This is a genomic window from Pseudomonas sp. Emmai (genome assembly GCF_055179735.1).
This window is the reverse complement of sequence record NZ_CM143685.1, coordinates 6125762-6144134: the sequence shown is the minus strand read 5'-3', so window position 1 is coordinate 6144134 and position 18373 is coordinate 6125762. Positions and strand designations below refer to the sequence as shown.

Annotated in this window: 16 protein-coding genes and 1 other RNA gene; 15 read left to right on the top strand and 2 right to left on the bottom strand. The window is 61.4% G+C overall.

Translation table 11 applies throughout. The annotated features are described in order from the left end of the window. Positions 1-5: 5 nt before the first annotated feature. Both ACY4LX_RS28140 and ACY4LX_RS28135 read right to left on the bottom strand, forming a co-directional pair. Positions 6-368, bottom strand: a complete 363-nt coding sequence (locus ACY4LX_RS28140; RefSeq protein ID WP_463258442.1) for a YraN family protein — start codon at positions 366-368, stop codon at positions 6-8. Next, complete coding sequence (locus tag ACY4LX_RS28135; RefSeq protein WP_463258441.1) at positions 368-2200, bottom strand: penicillin-binding protein activator; 1833 nt, start codon at positions 2198-2200, stop codon at positions 368-370. Before ACY4LX_RS28135 ends, ACY4LX_RS28140 begins: the two co-directional genes overlap by 1 nt. A gap of 175 nt (positions 2201-2375) precedes the next feature. Here ACY4LX_RS28135 and rsmI point away from each other — a divergent pair, with 175 nt between their 5' ends. From rsmI to ACY4LX_RS28060, 15 genes are all read left to right on the top strand, one after another. Beyond that, entirely contained in the window at positions 2376-3281 is a 906-nt protein-coding gene (gene rsmI, locus ACY4LX_RS28130; RefSeq protein ID WP_178129237.1) for a 16S rRNA (cytidine(1402)-2'-O)-methyltransferase, read from the top strand. Positions 3282-3357: 76 nt separating this feature from the next. Then, positions 3358-3711, top strand: an RNA gene (gene rnpB, locus ACY4LX_RS28125) — RNase P RNA component class A. 411 nt (positions 3712-4122) lie between these two features. Further along, positions 4123-4578, top strand: coding sequence for a division/cell wall cluster transcriptional repressor MraZ (gene mraZ / locus ACY4LX_RS28120; protein WP_008147486.1), 456 nt, complete (start codon positions 4123-4125; stop codon positions 4576-4578). Next, positions 4575-5522, top strand: a complete 948-nt coding sequence (gene rsmH, locus ACY4LX_RS28115; protein ID WP_169373143.1) for a 16S rRNA (cytosine(1402)-N(4))-methyltransferase RsmH — start codon at positions 4575-4577, stop codon at positions 5520-5522. Before mraZ ends, rsmH begins: the two co-directional genes overlap by 4 nt. After that, on the top strand, positions 5519-5812 hold the full coding sequence (gene ftsL / locus ACY4LX_RS28110) for a cell division protein FtsL (protein WP_133840304.1): 294 nt from the start codon (positions 5519-5521) through the stop codon (positions 5810-5812). Before rsmH ends, ftsL begins: the two co-directional genes overlap by 4 nt. Beyond that, positions 5809-7551 (top strand): peptidoglycan D,D-transpeptidase FtsI family protein, encoded by a 1743-nt coding sequence (locus ACY4LX_RS28105; protein WP_463258440.1) that lies wholly within the window; start codon positions 5809-5811, stop codon positions 7549-7551. The genes ftsL and ACY4LX_RS28105 overlap by 4 nt, the downstream gene beginning before the upstream one ends. Further along, a complete protein-coding gene (locus ACY4LX_RS28100) occupies positions 7551-9014 on the top strand; it encodes a UDP-N-acetylmuramoyl-L-alanyl-D-glutamate--2,6-diaminopimelate ligase (RefSeq protein ID WP_149661093.1) in 1464 nt (487 codons plus the stop codon). Before ACY4LX_RS28105 ends, ACY4LX_RS28100 begins: the two co-directional genes overlap by 1 nt. Next, positions 9007-10374 carry a UDP-N-acetylmuramoyl-tripeptide--D-alanyl-D-alanine ligase gene (locus ACY4LX_RS28095; RefSeq protein ID WP_463258439.1) on the top strand — a complete coding sequence of 456 codons (1368 nt, stop codon included), beginning with the start codon at positions 9007-9009 and terminating at the stop codon, positions 10372-10374. The genes ACY4LX_RS28100 and ACY4LX_RS28095 overlap by 8 nt, the downstream gene beginning before the upstream one ends. Further along, on the top strand, positions 10374-11456 hold the full coding sequence (gene mraY, locus ACY4LX_RS28090; protein ID WP_149661091.1) for a phospho-N-acetylmuramoyl-pentapeptide-transferase: 1083 nt from the start codon (positions 10374-10376) through the stop codon (positions 11454-11456). The genes ACY4LX_RS28095 and mraY overlap by 1 nt, the downstream gene beginning before the upstream one ends. 5 nt (positions 11457-11461) lie before the next feature. After that, positions 11462-12808, top strand: coding sequence for a UDP-N-acetylmuramoyl-L-alanine--D-glutamate ligase (gene murD / locus ACY4LX_RS28085; protein ID WP_463258438.1), 1347 nt, complete (start codon positions 11462-11464; stop codon positions 12806-12808). Then, positions 12805-14022 (top strand): putative lipid II flippase FtsW, encoded by a 1218-nt coding sequence (gene ftsW / locus ACY4LX_RS28080; RefSeq protein ID WP_149661089.1) that lies wholly within the window; start codon positions 12805-12807, stop codon positions 14020-14022. Before murD ends, ftsW begins: the two co-directional genes overlap by 4 nt. After that, positions 14012-15082, top strand: a complete 1071-nt coding sequence (gene murG, locus ACY4LX_RS28075; protein ID WP_463258437.1) for an undecaprenyldiphospho-muramoylpentapeptide beta-N-acetylglucosaminyltransferase — start codon at positions 14012-14014, stop codon at positions 15080-15082. Before ftsW ends, murG begins: the two co-directional genes overlap by 11 nt. Beyond that, entirely contained in the window at positions 15075-16535 is a 1461-nt protein-coding gene (gene murC, locus ACY4LX_RS28070; protein ID WP_149661087.1) for a UDP-N-acetylmuramate--L-alanine ligase, read from the top strand. The genes murG and murC overlap by 8 nt, the downstream gene beginning before the upstream one ends. After that, the gene (locus ACY4LX_RS28065; protein ID WP_149661086.1) at positions 16532-17488 is read left to right on the top strand and encodes a D-alanine--D-alanine ligase; all 957 of its coding nucleotides are present in this window, start codon (positions 16532-16534) and stop codon (positions 17486-17488) included. The genes murC and ACY4LX_RS28065 overlap by 4 nt, the downstream gene beginning before the upstream one ends. A 4-nt stretch (positions 17489-17492) precedes the next feature. Continuing rightward, positions 17493-18362: a cell division protein FtsQ/DivIB gene (locus ACY4LX_RS28060; RefSeq protein WP_054045546.1), complete on the top strand. Its 870-nt coding sequence runs from the start codon at positions 17493-17495 to the stop codon at positions 18360-18362. Positions 18363-18373: the final 11 nt, after the last annotated feature.

Sequence of the window (18373 nt, the reverse complement as noted above, 5' to 3'; positions counted from 1 at the left end):
AGCCATCAGCTGTCGAAGGCATTCTGCAGCCAGTTCAGCTGATCCAGGTGGCTGTCGATGGCAACCACGTCGAAGCGGCAAGGGGAATTGGCCCAACGCGACTCGCGCTGAAGAAAATACTGCGCGGCGAAAATCAGTTTCTGCCGTTTGCGCCCATCGATGCTATCGAGCGCGCCACCCCATTGAGTGTTTTTTCTGTAGCGGACTTCAACGAATACTACTGTATCGCCATCAAGCATGACCAGATCAAGCTCGCCGCGTTTGCACAACCAGTTCTGCGCCAGCAGGCGCAGACCCTGTTGTTGAAGATGCTCGAGCGCATGGCGCTCGGCATCTTTGCCGCTTTGCTGGCGTGACCGGTCAGGCATCAGCGCGGGGTGTCCGGCAGGCGTTGAACCTGGCCATTGACGAACTGTGCCCACGGCATTTGGCGAACCACGCGTTGGTTCTGGGTCATGCCCAGGCTGCCCGACTGACCTTCGATGCGGCTGTCCGGCAAGGTCTTGAGCTGTCCCAGGCGCGGTGCCAGGCGATAAGCGTCAACACCCATCGCGAACAAGCGGCCGAGGCTGGTACCGGCCTGTGGCCATTGTGCAGTCACTTGTTTGCGCAGTGGGTCATTGACGTCCAGCAACCACGGGGTTTCGCAGAAGCGAACGCCGTTCATGTCGTTGTACTCGTTTACGTCGCCGCTGGCACTGAACACATTGGAGGTCGCATAAACAGGCACATCACCGGCGTACTGGAAGTTCAGGGTCGGTTTGATCTGTTGCGCCTGTTTCGGGGAGGCCGCAAGGAAGATGAACTCGATGTCCTGACGACGGGAAGGTTGTGCGGCGACTTGCGAGCCTACGGTGCTCTGCAAGGCCTTGGCGCGGCCTTCGCTCTGACGCAGTTGGAACATGTCGGCAATCTGTTGCGCCAGTTGTACCGGCTGGTCAATGTGCTCGACGGCGACGATGCTACCGCCATTCGCCTGCCAGTCCTGACTGAACGCCTTCAATACGCGGTCGCCCCATTCACCTTTCGGCACCATGGCGGCGGCGCGATGCAGGCCGTCGGCACGAGCGCGGCGGGACACTTCGCGGGCTTCGTCTTCAGCAGCGAGGCCGAACTGGAACAGCTGGGCCGGTCCTTGTTCACCTTCGCTGTAATTCAGCGCCAGAGTGGTGATAGGCAATTGCGGGCGAAGGCTGAGCTGTTTGACCAGCGGCTTCTCCAGCGGGCCGATGACCAATTGCACGCCGTCGGCCTGGGCCTTGCGATAGAACTCGTCCAGCGACATCCGTGGCGGCACCGTGGTCATGGGCGAGCTGTCATAAAATACGATGGCTGGCGGTTTCTGCCCGGCTTGTTGCGCCTGATAGTGAGCAGCCACGATACCTTCGCGCAGTGCCTTGCTGGCCGCCGCCAGCGGGCCGTCTGTCTGAGGTAGCAGCACGGCGATTTTGCCCAGGGGCTGGCTGGCCAGTTCCTTGAGTTGGGTCAGTGGCAGTGGCAGTTGAAGCGCAGCCGGGTGCTTTGGATTCTGTGCGCGCCAGTTGTCGATCGCCGCTTGCTGCTGTTCCAGGGTGCCGGCGGTTTTCACCGCCAGGGCCAGGCTCATCCAGCCGCCGAGGTCATCGGTGGTGGTCGGCTGCAATTGATCGGTCGGCAGCGAGGCGATCAGGGTCCAGATCGCTTCATGGTTCTTGCTGGCGGCCTCGCCTTCGAGCATCGGGGCGATAAAGATACGTTCCCGTGCAGCGGCCAGGGTCTGGCCATCGGCTTCCAGGGCGCGGGCGTGAACGGTACCGGTGCGAACCTGTTGCTCGACGGGCAGTTCGCCCAGGCGTTGCAGGCTCGGATGGCTCAAGGCCGTCAACGCCGCTTTTGGCTGATTGCGCACCATGGCCAGTTCAGCCGCCAGGGTACTGGCGAAGACCTGTTGGCCCGGCTTGAGTTGTTCCACCGGCACTTGTTGCAGGATTTGTGCGGACTGGCCGGCGTTGCCCTGGCGGTAGGCCAGGTCTACCGCGCTCAGGCGAAACAGCGCGGCTTGTTCCGGCGTTTTGCTTTGAGCGGCCTTTTCGAGCAGTTGCTCGATACTGGCATCCGGGGTGCGTGGAAGTTCGCCAAGGCTGGATGACGATGTGCTGGCGCAAGCCGCCAGCAGGGCAGCGAGGCAGAGGGCAGTGAACAGCCGCAGGCAAGCGATCATGTAGTGTTCCTGTTACTCGATCAAATAAGCGTGGAATTGTACCCAAGCACTGGCCGGGGCGCGATGTTACTGGCATGAAACTGTCAATTAACTGCTGCAAACGTTGCGCAACTGCACAAAAGGTCGCAAAACCGAGGGTGGCTTGCGCGTATCGCAAGTGTCTCTACGCGTTACAATGGCGACTTTTACCGATCATGAGGTGTGCGCTTTGACTGCTCCAGGTGCTTTGAATTCCGCTGCTGGCTCGCTTTATGTGGTGGCGACGCCCATCGGCAACCTGGACGACATCAGCGCCCGTGCGCTGAAAATCCTGCGTGAGGTGGCATTGATTGCCGCCGAAGACACGCGTCACTCTCAGCGTTTGATGCAGCACTTCGGTATCCCGACGCCGCTGGCAGCCTGCCATGAGCATAATGAGCGCGATGAAGGTAGCCGTTTTATTACGCGCCTGCTGGCCGGCGACGATGTGGCGTTGATCTCTGATGCCGGGACGCCGCTGATTTCCGATCCGGGTTATCACCTGGTGCGCCAGGCGCGTGCGGCGGGGATCAATGTTGTGCCGGTGCCGGGCGCCTGTGCCTTGATTGCAGCGCTGTCGGCGGCGGGTCTGCCGTCGGATCGCTTTATCTTCGAAGGCTTCCTGCCGGCCAAGGCCGTGGGGCGCCGGGCGCGCCTGGAATTGGTCAAGGAAGAGCCGCGTACGCTGATTTTCTACGAAGCTCCGCACCGCATCCTTGAATGTCTGCAAGACATGGAGCTGGTGTTCGGCGGCGAGCGTCCGGCGTTGCTGGCCCGGGAAATCACGAAAACCTTCGAAACGCTCAAGGGGCTGCCGCTGGCCGAGTTGCGCGAATTCGTCGAGTCCGACAGCAATCAGCAGCGCGGTGAATGCGTGGTGCTGGTGGCCGGTTGGTCGGCACCGGAGACGGAGGATGCGGTCAGCAGCGAAGCCATGCGCATCCTCAATCTGTTGCTCGAAGAAATGCCGCTCAAGCGTGCGGCAGCCTTGGCGGCGCAAATTACCGGCGAGCGCAAGAATGTGCTGTATCAAGTCGCGCTGGATCAGCAGAAGAGCGAGTAGAAACCTGACGTGCAGGAGCGGCCAAAGGCGTTTAGCGCTTGTTCTTCGGGCGCTCTGCCGTTAACCTTCGCGCCGGAGAGTCGATTGGACAGTCGCTGCCCTCTATGAAAATTAGGGGGGGGAGGAAAGTCCGGGCTCCATAGGGCGAAGTGCCAGGTAATGCCTGGGAGGCGTGAGCCTACGGAAAGTGCCACAGAAAATAACCGCCTAAGCGCTCAAGCGCCGGTAAGGGTGAAAAGGTGCGGTAAGAGCGCACCGCGCGACTGGCAACAGTTCGTGGCTAGGTAAACCCCACTTGGAGCAAGACCAAATAGGGTCCCAAGGCGTGGCCCGCGCTGGGACCGGGTAGGTTGCTAAAGATGTCCAGTGATGGCCATCGTAGACGAATGACTGTTCAAGACAGAACCCGGCTTACAGATCGACTCTCCACCTTTTTCTTTCCCTGCCTGAATCATCAGGCAGGTGCTGATGGCAGGCTTTTGTGATATTCATTAGCCTGTACTGACAGCACTTTACAAATCTCCCCGCGACACCGATTTCCCTCCGTACTTAAACACCAGCAGACCCTCCGTCGTAATACCGAAAAAATCTTACTCTTAACAAACTACTTTAACTTTCGAGCGCAGCCATCCGTGCTGAATCAAGTTATTGGTCAAAAACAAACGCCAGATTCTCGTTACCCCTGCTATTACGCTCCTAAATCTCCGTTCTGTAAGGGTTTTCCTTTAATCCGCGCCTTGACGGTGTGGTGGGCGCATTCCTATAGTGTGCGCAAGTGGCGGAAAGTGGCATGAAGTGGGTTTTTTGAGCTCAAAACGCCAAAAATTGGAGAAACGCAGACGTGTTTCGCGGAGCTAACGCAATCAGTCTCGATGCAAAGGGCCGTCTCGCTATGCCGAGCCGGTACCGTGACGAGTTGGTTTCGCGCAGTTCCGGTCAATTGATCGTGACAATCGATGCCGTTGATCCGTGTTTGTGTGTTTATCCCCTCGATGAGTGGGAAATTATTGAAACCAAACTGCGCGCACTGCCTTCGCTTCGCGAAGAGAACCGCCGCCTGCAACGTTTGCTGATTGGTAATGCCGTCGACCTCGAACTCGATGGTAGTGGTCGTTTTCTGGTTCCGCCGCGTCTGCGTGAATATGCCAAGTTGGATAAGCGCGCAATGTTGGTGGGCCAACTGAACAAGTTCCAATTATGGGACGAGGATGCCTGGGATGCGGTTTCTGCCGCTGACCTGGCTGCTATTCAACAACCGGGCGCCATGCCTGATGAACTGCGTGATTTGATCCTGTGACTATTGATAGCGGCTTTAACCACATCACCGTACTGCTCGACGAAGCCGTGGAGGCTCTCGCCGTACGTCCTGATGGCTGCTATCTGGACGGCACGTTCGGACGCGGCGGACATAGCCGGTTGATCCTCAGCCAGCTCGGCCCCGATGGCCGGGTGCTCGGATTTGACAAGGATCCTCAAGCGATTGCCACCGGGCAAACGCTAGCGGCCGAAGACGGCCGCTTTGTCGTTGTGCAGCGCAGCTTTGCCGAGCTGGGGTCGGAAGTGGCCGAACGCGGTCTGGCCGGCAAGGTCAGCGGTGTTTTGCTTGACCTCGGCGTGTCGTCGCCGCAGCTCGACGACCCTGAACGCGGCTTCAGTTTCCTCAACGATGGCCCGTTGGACATGCGCATGGACCCGTCCCGCGGGATCAGTGCGGCCGAATTCGTCAACACCGCGCCGGTGGAAGAAATCGCCCGGGTGTTCAAGGAATACGGCGAAGAACGTTTCTCCGGCCGCATGGCCCGTGCCGTGGCCGAGCGCCGCGACATCAAGCCGTTCGAGCGCACTGCCGACCTGGCCGAAGTCCTGAAAGTCGCCAATCCGGCGTGGGAAAAGGGCAAGAACCCGGCCACCCGCGCGTTCCAGGGCCTGCGTATTCACGTCAATAACGAACTGGGCGATCTGGAGGCCGGCCTCGAAGCGGCGCTGGAAAGCCTGGAAATCGGCGGTCGCCTGGTGGTCATCAGCTTCCATTCCCTGGAAGACCGCATCGTCAAACTGTTCATGCGCAAGCTGGTGAAAGGCGAAGCCGACAACCTGCCGCGCAACCTGCCGGTTCGTCACGTCGCTTTCGAACCGAAAATCAAAGTCCATGGCAAAGCGCAGTCCGCCTCCGAGGCCGAACTCAAAGCCAACCCACGTTCTCGTAGCGCCATCATGCGCGTCGCGGAGAAGCTGCGGTGAGCAAGCTTTTCGCCAAGCCACTTCCCGGCGGAAGCTTTTTCATGATGCTGCTGTTCATCGGCGTGCTCGTGTCTGCCATCGGCGTTTCCTACAGCGCCCACTGGAACCGCCAGCTGTTGAACTCGCTGTACAACGAGTTGAGCGTGCGTGACAAGGCGCAGGCCGAGTGGGGCCGGTTGATTCTCGAACAGAGCACCTGGACCGCCCATAGCCGTATCGAAGTGCTGGCCACCGAACAACTGAAAATGCGCATCCCTGGTGCCGCTGAAGTACGGATGGTGGCGCCATGATGAAAATCGAAGGTGCACTCTTCCCTTGGCGGTTCCGCGTGGTGCTGGGTTTGCTCGGCATCATGGTCGCCGCAATCTGCTGGCGCATCATCGACCTGCAAGTGGTCGATCGTGACTTCCTAAAAGGTCAGGGCGATGCGCGCAGCGTTCGTCACATTCCTATTCCGGCTCACCGTGGTCTGATCACCGACCGTAACGGCGAGCCGTTGGCCGTGAGTACCCCGGTTACTACGCTGTGGGCCAACGCCAAGGAAATGCAGCTGGCCAAAGAGAGGTGGCCGGCACTCGCCGCCGCGCTGGGCCAGGACCCCAAAGCCCTGAGCGAGCGCCTCGAAGCCCAGGCCAACAAAGAATTCATCTATCTGGTGCGCGGCTTGACCCCCGAGCAGGGCCAGTCGGTGCTCGACCTGAAAGTGCCCGGCGTCTACGGCATCGAAGAGTTCCGCCGTTTTTATCCTGCCGGCGAAGTCACCGCGCACATGGTCGGCTTTACCGACATCGACGATCACGGGCGCGAAGGCGTCGAGCTGGCCTACGACGAATGGCTGGCCGGGGTCGCCGGCAAGCGACAGGTCATCAAGGATCGGCGCGGCAGACTGATCAAGGATGTCCAGGTCACCAAAAACGCCAAGGCCGGCAAGCCCTTGGCGTTGTCCATTGATCTGCGCCTGCAATATCTGGCCAACCGCGAACTGCGCAACGCGATTATCGAGAACGGCGCCAAGGCCGGCAGCCTGGTGATCATGGACGTGAAGAGCGGCGAAATCCTGGCCATGGTCAACCAGCCGACCTACAACCCGAACAACCGTCGCAACCTGCAACCGGCGATGATGCGTAACCGCGCGATGATCGACGTGTTCGAACCCGGTTCGACCATGAAGGCGATCTCCATGAGTGCCGCCCTGGAAACCGGGCGCTGGAAGCCGAGCGACACCGTCGAGGTCTATCCGGGTACCTTGCAGATTGGTAAGTACACCATCAAGGACGTATCGAAGTCCGAAGGCCCGGTGCTCGACCTGACCGGCATCCTGATCAACTCCAGCAACGTCGGCATGAGTAAGGTCGCGTTCGATATCGGCGGCGAAGCCATTTTCCGCCTGGCGCAGAAAGTCGGCCTCGGCCAGGACACCGGCCTCGCCTTCCCGGGCGAGCGCGTCGGCAACCTGCCGAACTACCGCGAATGGCGCAAGGCTGAAACCGCCACGCTGTCGTACGGCTACGGTATTTCGGTGACGGCGATCCAGTTGGTCCACGCCTTCTCGGCACTGGCTAACAACGGTCGCATTGCGCCGCTGACCCTGATCAAGACAGACAAGCCGCCGCAGACCACCCAGGTGATCCCGGAAAACGTCGCCAAAACCATGCAAGGCATGCTGACCCAGGTGATCGAGGCCCCGCGCGGTGTATTCCGTGCGCAGGTGCCGGCGTATCACGTGGCCGGCAAGTCGGGTACTGCGCGTAAGACCTCGGTGGGCACCAAAGGCTATGCCGAGAATTCCTATCGCTCGCTGTTCGCCGGCTTCGGCCCGATGAGCGATCCGCGTTTCGCCATCGTCGTAGTCATCGATGAACCGACCAAGGCCGGTTACTTCGGTGGCCTGGTATCGGCGCCGGTGTTCAGCAAAGTGATGTCCGGGACCTTGCGCCTGATGAACATCACCCCGGACAACCTGCCGCCGACCCAACAGGCCAACGCAGCACCGGTCGTTCCGCTGAAAGCCAATGGAGGGCGCGGCTGATGTCTCTGAGTCTGAATAAAATTTTTGCCCACGCCGGTCGTGATCTGTTGATCCGCGAACTGACCCTCGACAGCCGCAATGTGCGGGCAGGGGACTTGTTCCTCGCGGTCCCGGGCGGCAAGTTCGACGGGCGCGCGCACATTGCCGATGCCTTGCAGCGCGGTGCGGCTGCCGTGGCTTATGAAGTCGAAGGCGCCACCGTGCTGCCGATTACCGATGCGCCGCTGATTCCGGTCAAAGGCCTGGCGGCGCAGTTGTCGGACATTGCCGGGCGCTTCTATGGCGACCCGAGCCGCCACCTGAACCTGGTCGGCGTGACCGGCACCAACGGCAAAACCAGCGTGACCCAATTGGTTGCGCAAGCCCTGGATCTGCTCGGCCAACATTGCGGCATCGTCGGCACCCTGGGCACCGGTTTCTACGGCGCGCTGGAAAGCGGCCTGCACACCACGCCAAACCCGATTGCCGTACAGGCGACCCTCGCCGACCTGAAAAAGGCCGGCGCCAAAGCCGTGGCCATGGAAGTGTCTTCCCACGGTCTGGATCAGGGGCGCGTGACCGCCTTGGCGTTCGATGTGGCGGTGATGACCAACCTGTCCCGGGATCATCTGGATTACCACGGCACCATGCAGGCCTATGGCGAAGCCAAGGCCAAGCTGTTTGCCTGGAACGATCTGAAGTGCCGGGTGATCAACCTCGACGACGAATTCGGCCGTGAACTCGCGGCTGATAAACGTGAGTCGCGCTTGATCACCTACAGCCTGGAAGACGCCAGCGCCTACCTGTATTGCCGCGAAGCGCAGTTCGACGACGAAGGCGTGCGCGCCACGTTGGTTACGCCCCAGGGCGAGCACCATTTGCGCAGCACCTTGCTCGGTCGTTTCAACTTGAGCAACGTCCTGGCTGCGGTCGGTGCCTTGCTCGGCCTGGACTACGCGCTGGACGAAATCCTCAAGGTCCTGCCGAAACTCGAAGGCCCGGCCGGTCGCATGCAGCGCTTGGGCGGCGGTACTCAGCCACTGGTGGTGGTCGATTACGCCCATACCCCGGATGCGCTGGAAAAAGTCTTGATGGCCCTGCGTCCACACGCCAAAGGCCGGTTGCTGTGCCTGTTCGGTTGCGGCGGTGATCGCGATCGCGGCAAGCGCCCGCTGATGGCCGAAGTGGTCGAGCGCCTGGCCGATGGCGTGCTGGTCACCGACGACAACCCACGCACCGAAGACCCGTCCGTCATTTTCGACGACATCCGCGCCGGCTTCACGGCTGTGGATAACGTCACCTTCGTGGCTGGCCGTGGCCAGGCGATTGCCCAGTTGATCGCCAGTGCCTCGGCGGATGACGTCATTGTCCTGGCCGGCAAAGGTCACGAGGACTATCAGGAAATCAACGGCGAGCGCCATGCGTTCTCCGATCTGGTCGAGGCCGATCACGCCTTGACCGCGTGGGAGGTGGCCCATGCTTAAAGCCTTGAAACTGAGCGAGCTGACCAGCGTGCTGAAGGCGCGCCTGGTGGCTGCCGACGCCAGTTTCGACGGTGTCAGCATCGACAGCCGTGCAATCAAGCCAGGCCAGCTGTTTATTGCCCTGACCGGTCCACGCTTCGATGGTCATGACTACCTCAATGACGTGGCCGCCAAAGGCGCCGTAGCGGCGTTGGTCGAGCGTGAAGTCGCCGACAGCACGCTGCCGCAGCTCATTGTGAAAGATACGCGCCAGGCCCTCGGCCAGTTGGGCGCGCTGAACCGTGCGGCCTATAACAACCCGGTCGCGGCCGTTACCGGTTCCAGCGGCAAGACCACGGTCAAGGAAATGCTCGCGAGCATCCTGCGCACCCGCGGTCCGGTGCATGCGACCCGTGGCAACCTGAACAACGACCTCGGCGTACCGCTGACCCTGCTCGAACTGGCGCCGGAACATACCGCCGCCGTGATCGAACTCGGTGCTTCGCGCCTGGGCGAAATTGCCTACACCGTGGGCATGACCAAGCCCCATGTGGCCATTCTTAATAACGCAGGGACCGCCCACGTCGGCGAGTTCGGCGGGCCGGACAAAATCGTAAAAGCCAAGGGCGAGATTATTGAAGGGCTGGAGGCCGATGGCGTCGCCGTGCTCAATCTCGACGACAAGGCATTCGGCATCTGGAAGACCCGTGCCGCCGGTCGCAAAGTGCTGACCTTTGCCTTGAACAACCCCAGTGCCGATTTCTACGCCAGCGATCTGGACCGCGATGCCCGCGGTTGCCCGGCGTTCAACCTGCACAGCCCCGAAGGTGTGGAGCGGGTGCAACTGAACCTGCTCGGCACCCATAACGTCGCCAATGCCATGGCCGCCGCCGCGGCTGCCCATGCCCTGGGCGTGTCGCTGTTCGGCATCGCCACCGGCCTTGGCGCGGTACAACCGGTCAAGGGCCGCACCGTTGCGCAACTGGCGACCAACGGCATGCGCGTGATTGATGACACTTACAACGCGAACCCCACCTCCATGTGCGCTGCCGTTGATATACTCGCCGGCTTTTCCGGCCGCACCGTTCTGGTGCTCGGGGATATCGGCGAGTTGGGCGACTGGGCGGAGCAGGGGCACCGCGACGTGGGCGAGTACGCCCGTGGCAAGGTTTCTGCGCTTTACGCAGTCGGGCCAATGATGGCTCACGCCGTGAACGCATTCGGCCCGCAGGCCCGGCACTTCAGCACTCAGGCTGAACTGATCGAGGCCCTGGGCGCCGAGCAAGATACAAACACCACTATTTTGATCAAGGGCTCGCGCAGCGCTGCGATGGAAAACATCGTCGCCGCTTTGTGCGGGTCCAGTCTGGAGAAACATTAATGCTGCTGCTGTTAGCGGAGTACTTGCAACAGTTCCACAAAGGCTTCGCGGTCTTTCAGTACCTGACCCTGCGCGGGATCCTCGGTGTGCTGACCGCGTTGGTTTTGTCGCTGTGCTATGGCCCGTGGATGATCCGCACGTTGCAGAACCGTCAGATCGGCCAGTCCGTTCGCAACGATGGTCCGCAATCGCACCTGTCCAAGTCGGGCACCCCGACCATGGGCGGCGCACTGATCCTGTCGTCCATCGGCGTCAGTACGCTGCTTTGGGCTGACCTGAGCAACCGCTATGTCTGGACCGTGCTGTTGGTGACCTTGCTGTTCGGCGCCATCGGTTGGGTCGACGACTACCGCAAGGTGATCGAGAAAAACTCCAAAGGCCTTCCAAGCCGCTGGAAGTATTTCTGGCAGTCGGTGTTCGGCCTGGCCGCGGCGCTCTTCCTTTATATGACCGCGACCACCCCGGTGGAAACCACCCTGATCCTGCCGATGCTCAAGGATTACAGCATTCCACTGGGCGCAGGTTTTGTGGTCCTGACCTATTTCGTGATTGTCGGTTCGAGCAACGCGGTCAACCTGACCGATGGCCTCGATGGCCTGGCGATCATGCCGACCGTGATGGTCGGTGGCGGCCTGGGGATCTTCTGCTACCTGTCCGGTAACGTGAAATTCGCTGAATACCTGCTGATCCCTTATGTACCGGGCGCGGGTGAACTGATCGTGTTCTGCGGCGCCTTGATCGGGGCGGGCCTGGGCTTTCTCTGGTTCAACACCTATCCGGCGCAAGTCTTCATGGGCGACGTCGGCGCACTGGCGCTGGGCGCAGCCCTGGGCACCATCGCAGTGATCGTCCGTCAGGAAATCGTCCTGTTCATCATGGGCGGCGTGTTCGTGATGGAAACCCTGTCGGTGGTCATCCAGGTAGCTTCCTTCAAGTTGACCGGGCGCCGCGTATTCCGCATGGCACCGATCCACCACCACTTTGAACTCAAGGGCTGGCCTGAGCCGCGCGTGATCGTCCGTTTCTGGATCATCACCGTGATTCTCGTACTGGTCGGCCTTGCCACCCTGAAGCTGAGGTAGAACGAGTGTCTCTGATCGCTTCTGACCACTTCCGCATCGTTGTCGGCCTCGGCAAGAGCGGCATGTCCCTGGTTCGCTTCCTGGCGAACCGGGGCACGTCGTTTGCCGTGGCCGATACGCGGGAAAATCCACCGGAACTGGCCACGCTCAAGCGTGACTATCCGCACGTGGAAGTGCGTTGTGGCGAGCTGGACGTCGAGTTCCTGTGCCGCGCCGACGAGCTCTACGTGAGCCCCGGCCTGGCGCTGGCGACCCCGGCCCTGCAGGCTGCCGCCGCCCGAGGCGTGAAATTGTCCGGCGACATCGAGCTGTTCGCGCGTAACGCGAAGGCGCCGATTGTCGCCATCAGCGGTTCCAACGCGAAAAGCACCGTTACCACCCTGGTTGGTGAGATGGCTGCGGCGGCAGGCAAGCGTGTGGCGGTCGGCGGTAACCTCGGTACGCCGGCGCTGGATTTGCTCAGCGACGACGTCGAGTTGTACGTGATGGAACTGTCGAGCTTCCAGCTCGAAACCACTGATCAACTCAACGCCGAAGTGGCGACTGTGCTTAACGTCAGCGAAGACCACATGGACCGCTACAGCGGCCTGCCGGCCTATCACCTGGCCAAGCACCGGATCTTCCGCGGGGCCAAACAGTTTGTAGTCAACCGTCAGGACGCCTTGAGCCGTCCGCTGATGGGCGAGGGCCAGCCATGCTGGACCTTCGGTTTGAGCAAACCCGATTTCAAGGCATTCGGTATCCGCGAAGAGGACGGCGAGAAGTACCTCGCGTTCGAATTCCAGAACCTGATGCCAGTGCGCGAGTTGAAGATTCGTGGCGCCCATAACCAGTCCAACGCTCTGGCGGCATTGGCGCTGGGTCACGCCGTCGGCCTGCCGTTCGACGCGATGCTGTCGAGCCTGCGCACCTTTGCCGGCCTGGAACATCGTTGCCAATGGGTCCGTGATCTGGATGGCGTCGGCTACTACAACGATTCCAAAGCCACCAACGTCGGCGCCGCACTGGCCGCCATCGAAGGCCTGGGCGCGGACATCGACGGCAAGGTCGTGCTGATCGCCGGTGGCGATGGCAAGGGTGCCGAGTTCAAGGATCTGCGCGATCCGGTAGCGGTCAACTGCCGCGCGGTCATTTTGATGGGCCGCGATTCCGACAAGATCGGCGAGGCCATTGGCGACGCCGTGCCGCTGATTCGCGTCGGCTCGCTGGTCGAAGCCGTCGAGCAATGCCGCGCCGCTGCGCACCCGGGCGATGTGGTGCTGCTGTCCCCGGCCTGCGCCAGTTTCGACATGTTCAAGAATTACGAAGACCGTGGTCACCAGTTCGTCCGCGCTGTGGAGGATCTGGCATGAGCCTGCGAAATATCATCAAGCCGTATCCATCGCCCATCATCACCGGGCGCGGTATCGACCTCGACTTCCCGATGCTCGTCGGTTGCCTGGCGTTGATCGGCCTGGGGCTGGTCATGATCGCCTCGGCCTCGACCGAAGTGGCCGCCGTGCAGTCGGGCAGTGCCCTGTACTACATGACTCGCCACCTGATCTACATCGTGCTGGGTCTTGCTGCCTGCATCGTCACCATGATGATTCCGATCGCCACCTGGCAACGCCTGGGCTGGCTGATGCTGATTGGTGCGTTCGGCCTGCTGGTGATGGTGATCGTCCCCGGCATCGGCCGCGAAGTGAACGGTTCGATGCGCTGGATCGGGTTCAGTTTCTTCAACGTGCAGCCATCCGAGATCGCCAAGGTGTTCGTGGTGATTTACCTCGCCGGTTACCTGGTGCGTCGGCAGAAAGAAGTGCGCGAGAGCTGGATGGGCTTCTTCAAGCCATTCATCGTGCTGCTGCCAATGGCCGGTCTGTTGCTGATGGAACCGGACTTCGGTGCCACCGTGGTAATGATGGGCGCGGCGGCGGCGATGCTGTTCCTCGGTGGGGTCGGGCTGTTCCGGTTCTCCTTGATGGTGGTGCTGGCGGTCGGGGCTGTGGTGTTGTTGATTCAGGTGCAGCCGTATCGAATGGCGCGTCTGACCAACTTCGCGGATCCGTGGGCCGACCAGTTCGGTGCCGGCTATCAGTTGTCGCAAGCCTTGATTGCGTTTGGTCGCGGTGAATGGCTGGGCGTTGGCCTGGGCAACAGCGTGCAGAAACAGTTCTACCTGCCGGAAGCGCATACCGACTTCGTGTTCTCGGTCCTGGCCGAAGAACTGGGGGCCGTGGGCTCCTTGTGCACCGTCGCGCTGTTCGTCTTCGTCTGTATTCGTGGCATGTACATCGGTTTGTGGGCCGAGAAGGCCAAGCAGTTTTTTGCGGCGTATGTGGCCTACGGCTTGTCGTTCCTGTGGATTGGTCAATTCCTGATCAACATTGGGGTGAACGTCGGCCTGCTGCCGACCAAGGGCCTGACCCTGCCGTTCCTCAGTTATGGCGGTAGCTCGTTGGTGATCTGCTGTGCCTGTCTTGGCTTGTTGCTGCGCATTGAGTGGGAGAGTCGAACCCACCTGGGCAGTGAAGAGATGGAGTTCCATGAGAGTGACTTCGCCGAGGAGCCACCCCATGGGCGCTAACGTATTGATCATGGCGGGCGGCACCGGCGGGCACGTATTCCCGGCGCTGGCCTGTGCTCGTGAGTTCCAGGCCCGCGGTTACACCGTGCATTGGCTTGGCACCCCGCGCGGCATCGAAAACGACCTGGTCCCGGCGGCCGGTCTGGAACTGCATCGCATCAATGCCACTGGCCTGCGGGGCAAGGGCAAGCTGTCGCTGCTCAAGGCACCGTTCATGTTGCTCAAGTCGATCTGGCAGGCGCGGGCGATCATTCGCAAGCTGCGGCCGGTGTGTGTGGTCGGCTTCGGGGGTTATGTGACGGGCCCTGGCGGTGTTGCGGCCAAATTGTCTGGCGTGCCGGTCATCGTTCACGAGCAGAACGCCGTCGCCGGTACCGCCAATCGGTTGCTCATGCCGTTGGCCGCCCGGGTGTGTGAAGCGTTCCCCGACACCTTTACCCTGTCGGACAGCCGTCGGACCACCGGTAACCCGGTGCGCACCGAGCTGTTCCTCGACACACCGCGACCCGCTCTGGCCGGTCGCAAGGCGCGTTTGCTGATCCTGGGCGGAAGCCTGGGCGCAGAACCGTTGAACAAGTTACTGCCTGAAGCCCTGTCGCAAGTCGCCGCCGACCTGCGCCCGGAAGTGTTTCATCAGGCCGGCAGAAACCACGATGAAGTGACTGCGCAGCGCTATCGCGAGGCTGGCGTCGAGGCGCAAGTGCAGCCTTTCATCAAAGACATGGCCCAAGCCTATGGCTGGGCCGACCTGGTGGTGTGCCGAGCCGGCGCGTTGACCATCAGTGAACTGGCCGCCGCCGGTCTGCCCTCGATGCTGGTGCCTTTGCCCCACGCAATCGACGATCACCAGACCCGCAACGCCGAATATTTGGCCCGTGAAGGCGCTGCCTTCCTGATGCCGCAAAGAACGACTGGCGCCGCAGATCTTGCCGCACGCCTGACAGAGGTCCTGATGCAACCGCAACGACTCAATGACATGGCCAACGCGGCCCGCCGCCTGGCGAAACCTGATGCAACCCGCAACGTTGTCGACACCTGCCTGGAGGTGGCCCATGGTTGAGAATCAGAAAGCCATGCCGCACCCGGAAATGCGCCGCATCCGCCGCATCCACTTCGTCGGCATCGGCGGCGTGGGCATGTGCGGTATTGCCGAAGTGTTGTTGAACCTGGGCTATGAAGTGTCCGGTTCCGACCTCAAAGCATCGCCGGTGACCGAGCGCCTGGAATCCTTTGGCGCGCACATCTATATCGGCCACCGCGCCGAGAACGCCGCGAACGCCGATGTACTGGTTACGTCCAGTGCCGTGAACACTTCCAACCCGGAAGTCGCCACCGCCCTGGAACGCCGGATCCCGGTGGTGCCCCGTGCCGAAATGCTCGCCGAGCTGATGCGCTATCGCCACGGCATCGCCGTCGCCGGCACGCACGGCAAAACCACGACGACCAGCCTGATCGCTTCGGTGTTCGCCGCCGGTGGCCTGGACCCTACGTTCGTCATCGGTGGCCGTCTGAATGCCGCGGGCACCAATGCCCAGCTCGGCACCAGCCGTTACCTGATCGCCGAAGCCGACGAAAGCGATGCGAGCTTCCTGCACTTGCAGCCGTTGGTGGCCGTGGTCACCAACATCGACGCCGACCACATGGCGACCTACGACGGTGACTTCAACAAACTGAAGAAAACCTTCGTCGAGTTCCTGCACAACCTGCCGTTCTACGGTTTGGCGGTGGTGTGCCTGGACGATCCGGTGGTGCGCGAAATCCTGCCGCTGGTCAAACGCCCGACGGTGACCTATGGCTTCGGCGACGACTGCGACGTGCGCGCAATCAATGTGCGCCAGCAAGGCATGCAGACCTTCTTCACCGTACTGCGTCCTGAGCGCGAGCCGCTGGATGTCTCGGTGAACATGCCGGGCAACCACAACGTATTGAACGCTTTGGCGACCATTTGCATCGCCTCCGACGAGGGTGTCAGCGATGAAGCCATCGTCCAGGGCCTGTCCGGGTTCCAGGGTGTCGGCCGACGCTTCCAGGTCTACGGCGAACTGCCGGTAGACGGCGGCAATGTGATGCTGGTCGATGACTACGGTCACCACCCGACCGAAGTCGCAGCAGTGATCAAAGCCGTACGCGGTGGCTGGCCGGAGCGTCGTCTGGTGATGGTGTACCAGCCGCACCGCTACAGCCGCACCCGCGACCTGTACGACGATTTCGTCAATGTATTGGCCGACGCCAACGTGCTGCTGCTGATGGAAGTCTATCCGGCCGGTGAAGAACCGATCCCGGGCGCCGACAGCCGCAAGCTGTGCAACAGCATCCGCCAGCGCGGTCAGCTGGACCCGATCTACATCGAGCGCGGTGTCGACCTCGCGCCAATCGTCAAGCCGCTGCTGCGTGCCGGCGACATCCTGCTGTGCCAGGGCGCCGGTGATATCGGCGGTCTTGCGCCGAAATTGTTGAACAGTCCGTTGTTCGTGGGTGCGGTTGCCGCGCCTGCCGTGGGGAAGTTGAAATGACTGCTGCTTACGCCAACCTCGTCTCCACCCTCGCGCCGAAAGACTTCGGCCGCGTCGCCGTGCTGTTCGGCGGCAAGAGTGCCGAGCGTGAGGTGTCCCTGAAGTCGGGTAACGCCGTTCTCGAAGCGCTGCAAAGCGCCGGTGTGGATGCGTTCGGCCTCGACGTCGGCGATGACCTGTTGCAGCGTTTGCTCAACGAAAAAATCGATCGCGCCTTCATCATTCTCCACGGTCGTGGCGGTGAAGACGGCAGCATGCAGGGCCTGCTCGAATGCCTGGGCATTCCCTACACCGGCAGCGGCATCCTGGCTTCGGCTTTGGCCATGGACAAGCTGCGTACCAAGCAGGTCTGGCACAGCCTCGGGATTCCGACGCCACGCCACGCCGTACTGAGTTCGGAGGCCGATTGTATTTCGGCGGCGACGGAACTGGGCTTCCCTTTGATCGTCAAACCGGCCCATGAAGGTTCAAGTATCGGTATGGCCAAAGTGAGTTCCGCGTCGGAGTTGATCGACGCCTGGAAAGCGGCCGCTACCTACGATTCGCAAGTGTTGGTCGAGCAATGGATTCAAGGTCCGGAGTTCACCATCGCCACCCTGCGTGACCAGGTGTTGCCACCGATTGCCCTGGGCACGACGCACAGCTTCTACGACTACGACGCCAAGTACGTGGCTTCCGATACCCAGTACCGGATCCCGTGTGGCCTCGACAGCCACAAAGAAAAAGAACTGATGGACCTGACGGCCAAAGCCTGTGAGGCGCTGGGTATTGCCGGTTGGGGCAGGGCAGACGTGATGCAGGACGCCGATGGGCAATTCTGGTTCCTGGAAGTCAACACCGCACCGGGCATGACCGATCACAGCCTGGTGCCGATGGCGGCCCGTGCTGCCGGTCTGGATTTCCAGCAACTGGTCCTGGCGATTTTGGCCGCAAGCATTGAGCCGCGAGGGTAAGACCATGCAAGGCGCTCAGTTGAGACATCAGCCCCCCGCACCACCCGGCCGCAAGCCGGTGCCGCGGGGTGCCAGCCGAATGGTGGCCAAAGAGCCGATGTCTGCGCGCCTGCCGAAAGCCAATTTTGGTTTTCTCAAAGCCTTGTTCTGGCCGGTGCTGTTGGTTGCGCTGGGTTTCGGCACTTACGAAGGCGCGCAGCGTTTGCTGCCCTACGCCGACCGGCCGATCACCAAGATCAATGTGCAGGGCGATTTGAGTTACATCAGCCAGCAAGCGGTGCAGCAGCGGATCGCCCCGTACGTGGCGTCGAGCTTCTTCACCATCGACCTGGAGAGCATGCGCACCGAGCTGGAAACGATGCCATGGATTGCCCACGCCGAAGTGCGTCGGGTGTGGCCGGACCAGGTGGTGATTCGCCTGGAAGAACAGCTGCCGGTGGCCCGTTGGGGCGACGAGTCGCTGTTGAACAACCAGGGCCAGGCGTTCACCCCGCGTGAGCTGGCGAACTACGAACACTTGCCACAGCTGTTCGGCCCACAACGGGCCCAGCAGCAAGTGATGCAGCAATACCAGGTGCTGAGCCAGATGCTCAGGCCATTGGGCTTCTCGATTGCACGCCTGGAGTTGCGTGAACGAGGCAGCTGGTTCCTGACCACCGGTGCCGGTAGTTCTGGCCCGGGGATCGAACTGCTGCTGGGACGCGGCAACCTGGTGGAAAAGATGCGCCGCTTCATTGCCATCTACGACAAGACGCTTAAAGAACAGATTACGAACATTGCGCGCATCGATCTGCGCTACGCCAACGGCCTCGCTGTTGGCTGGCGGGAACCTGTAGCGCCCACGACAGCCCAACCCGCTGTCGCGAAGAATTAAGAAGAGGCAGG

Excerpts from the sequence above, each read along its gene's own strand:
- ACY4LX_RS28140 (WP_463258442.1), bottom strand. The coding sequence starts at position 368 with ATGCCTGACCGGTCACGCCAGCAAAGCGGCAAAGATGCCGAGCGCCAT.
- ACY4LX_RS28135 (WP_463258441.1), bottom strand. The coding sequence starts at position 2,200 with ATGATCGCTTGCCTGCGGCTGTTCACTGCCCTCTGCCTCGCTGCCCTG.
- rsmI (WP_178129237.1), top strand. The coding sequence starts at position 2,376 with ATGGCGACTTTTACCGATCATGAGGTGTGCGCTTTGACTGCTCCAGGT.
- ACY4LX_RS28105 (WP_463258440.1), top strand. The coding sequence starts at position 5,809 with ATGATGAAAATCGAAGGTGCACTCTTCCCTTGGCGGTTCCGCGTGGTG.
- ACY4LX_RS28100 (WP_149661093.1), top strand. The coding sequence starts at position 7,551 with ATGTCTCTGAGTCTGAATAAAATTTTTGCCCACGCCGGTCGTGATCTG.
- ACY4LX_RS28095 (WP_463258439.1), top strand. The coding sequence starts at position 9,007 with ATGCTTAAAGCCTTGAAACTGAGCGAGCTGACCAGCGTGCTGAAGGCG.
- mraY (WP_149661091.1), top strand. The coding sequence starts at position 10,374 with ATGCTGCTGCTGTTAGCGGAGTACTTGCAACAGTTCCACAAAGGCTTC.
- ftsW (WP_149661089.1), top strand. The coding sequence starts at position 12,805 with ATGAGCCTGCGAAATATCATCAAGCCGTATCCATCGCCCATCATCACC.
- murG (WP_463258437.1), top strand. The coding sequence starts at position 14,012 with ATGGGCGCTAACGTATTGATCATGGCGGGCGGCACCGGCGGGCACGTA.
- murC (WP_149661087.1), top strand. The coding sequence starts at position 15,075 with ATGGTTGAGAATCAGAAAGCCATGCCGCACCCGGAAATGCGCCGCATC.
- ACY4LX_RS28065 (WP_149661086.1), top strand. The coding sequence starts at position 16,532 with ATGACTGCTGCTTACGCCAACCTCGTCTCCACCCTCGCGCCGAAAGAC.
- ACY4LX_RS28060 (WP_054045546.1), top strand. The coding sequence starts at position 17,493 with ATGCAAGGCGCTCAGTTGAGACATCAGCCCCCCGCACCACCCGGCCGC.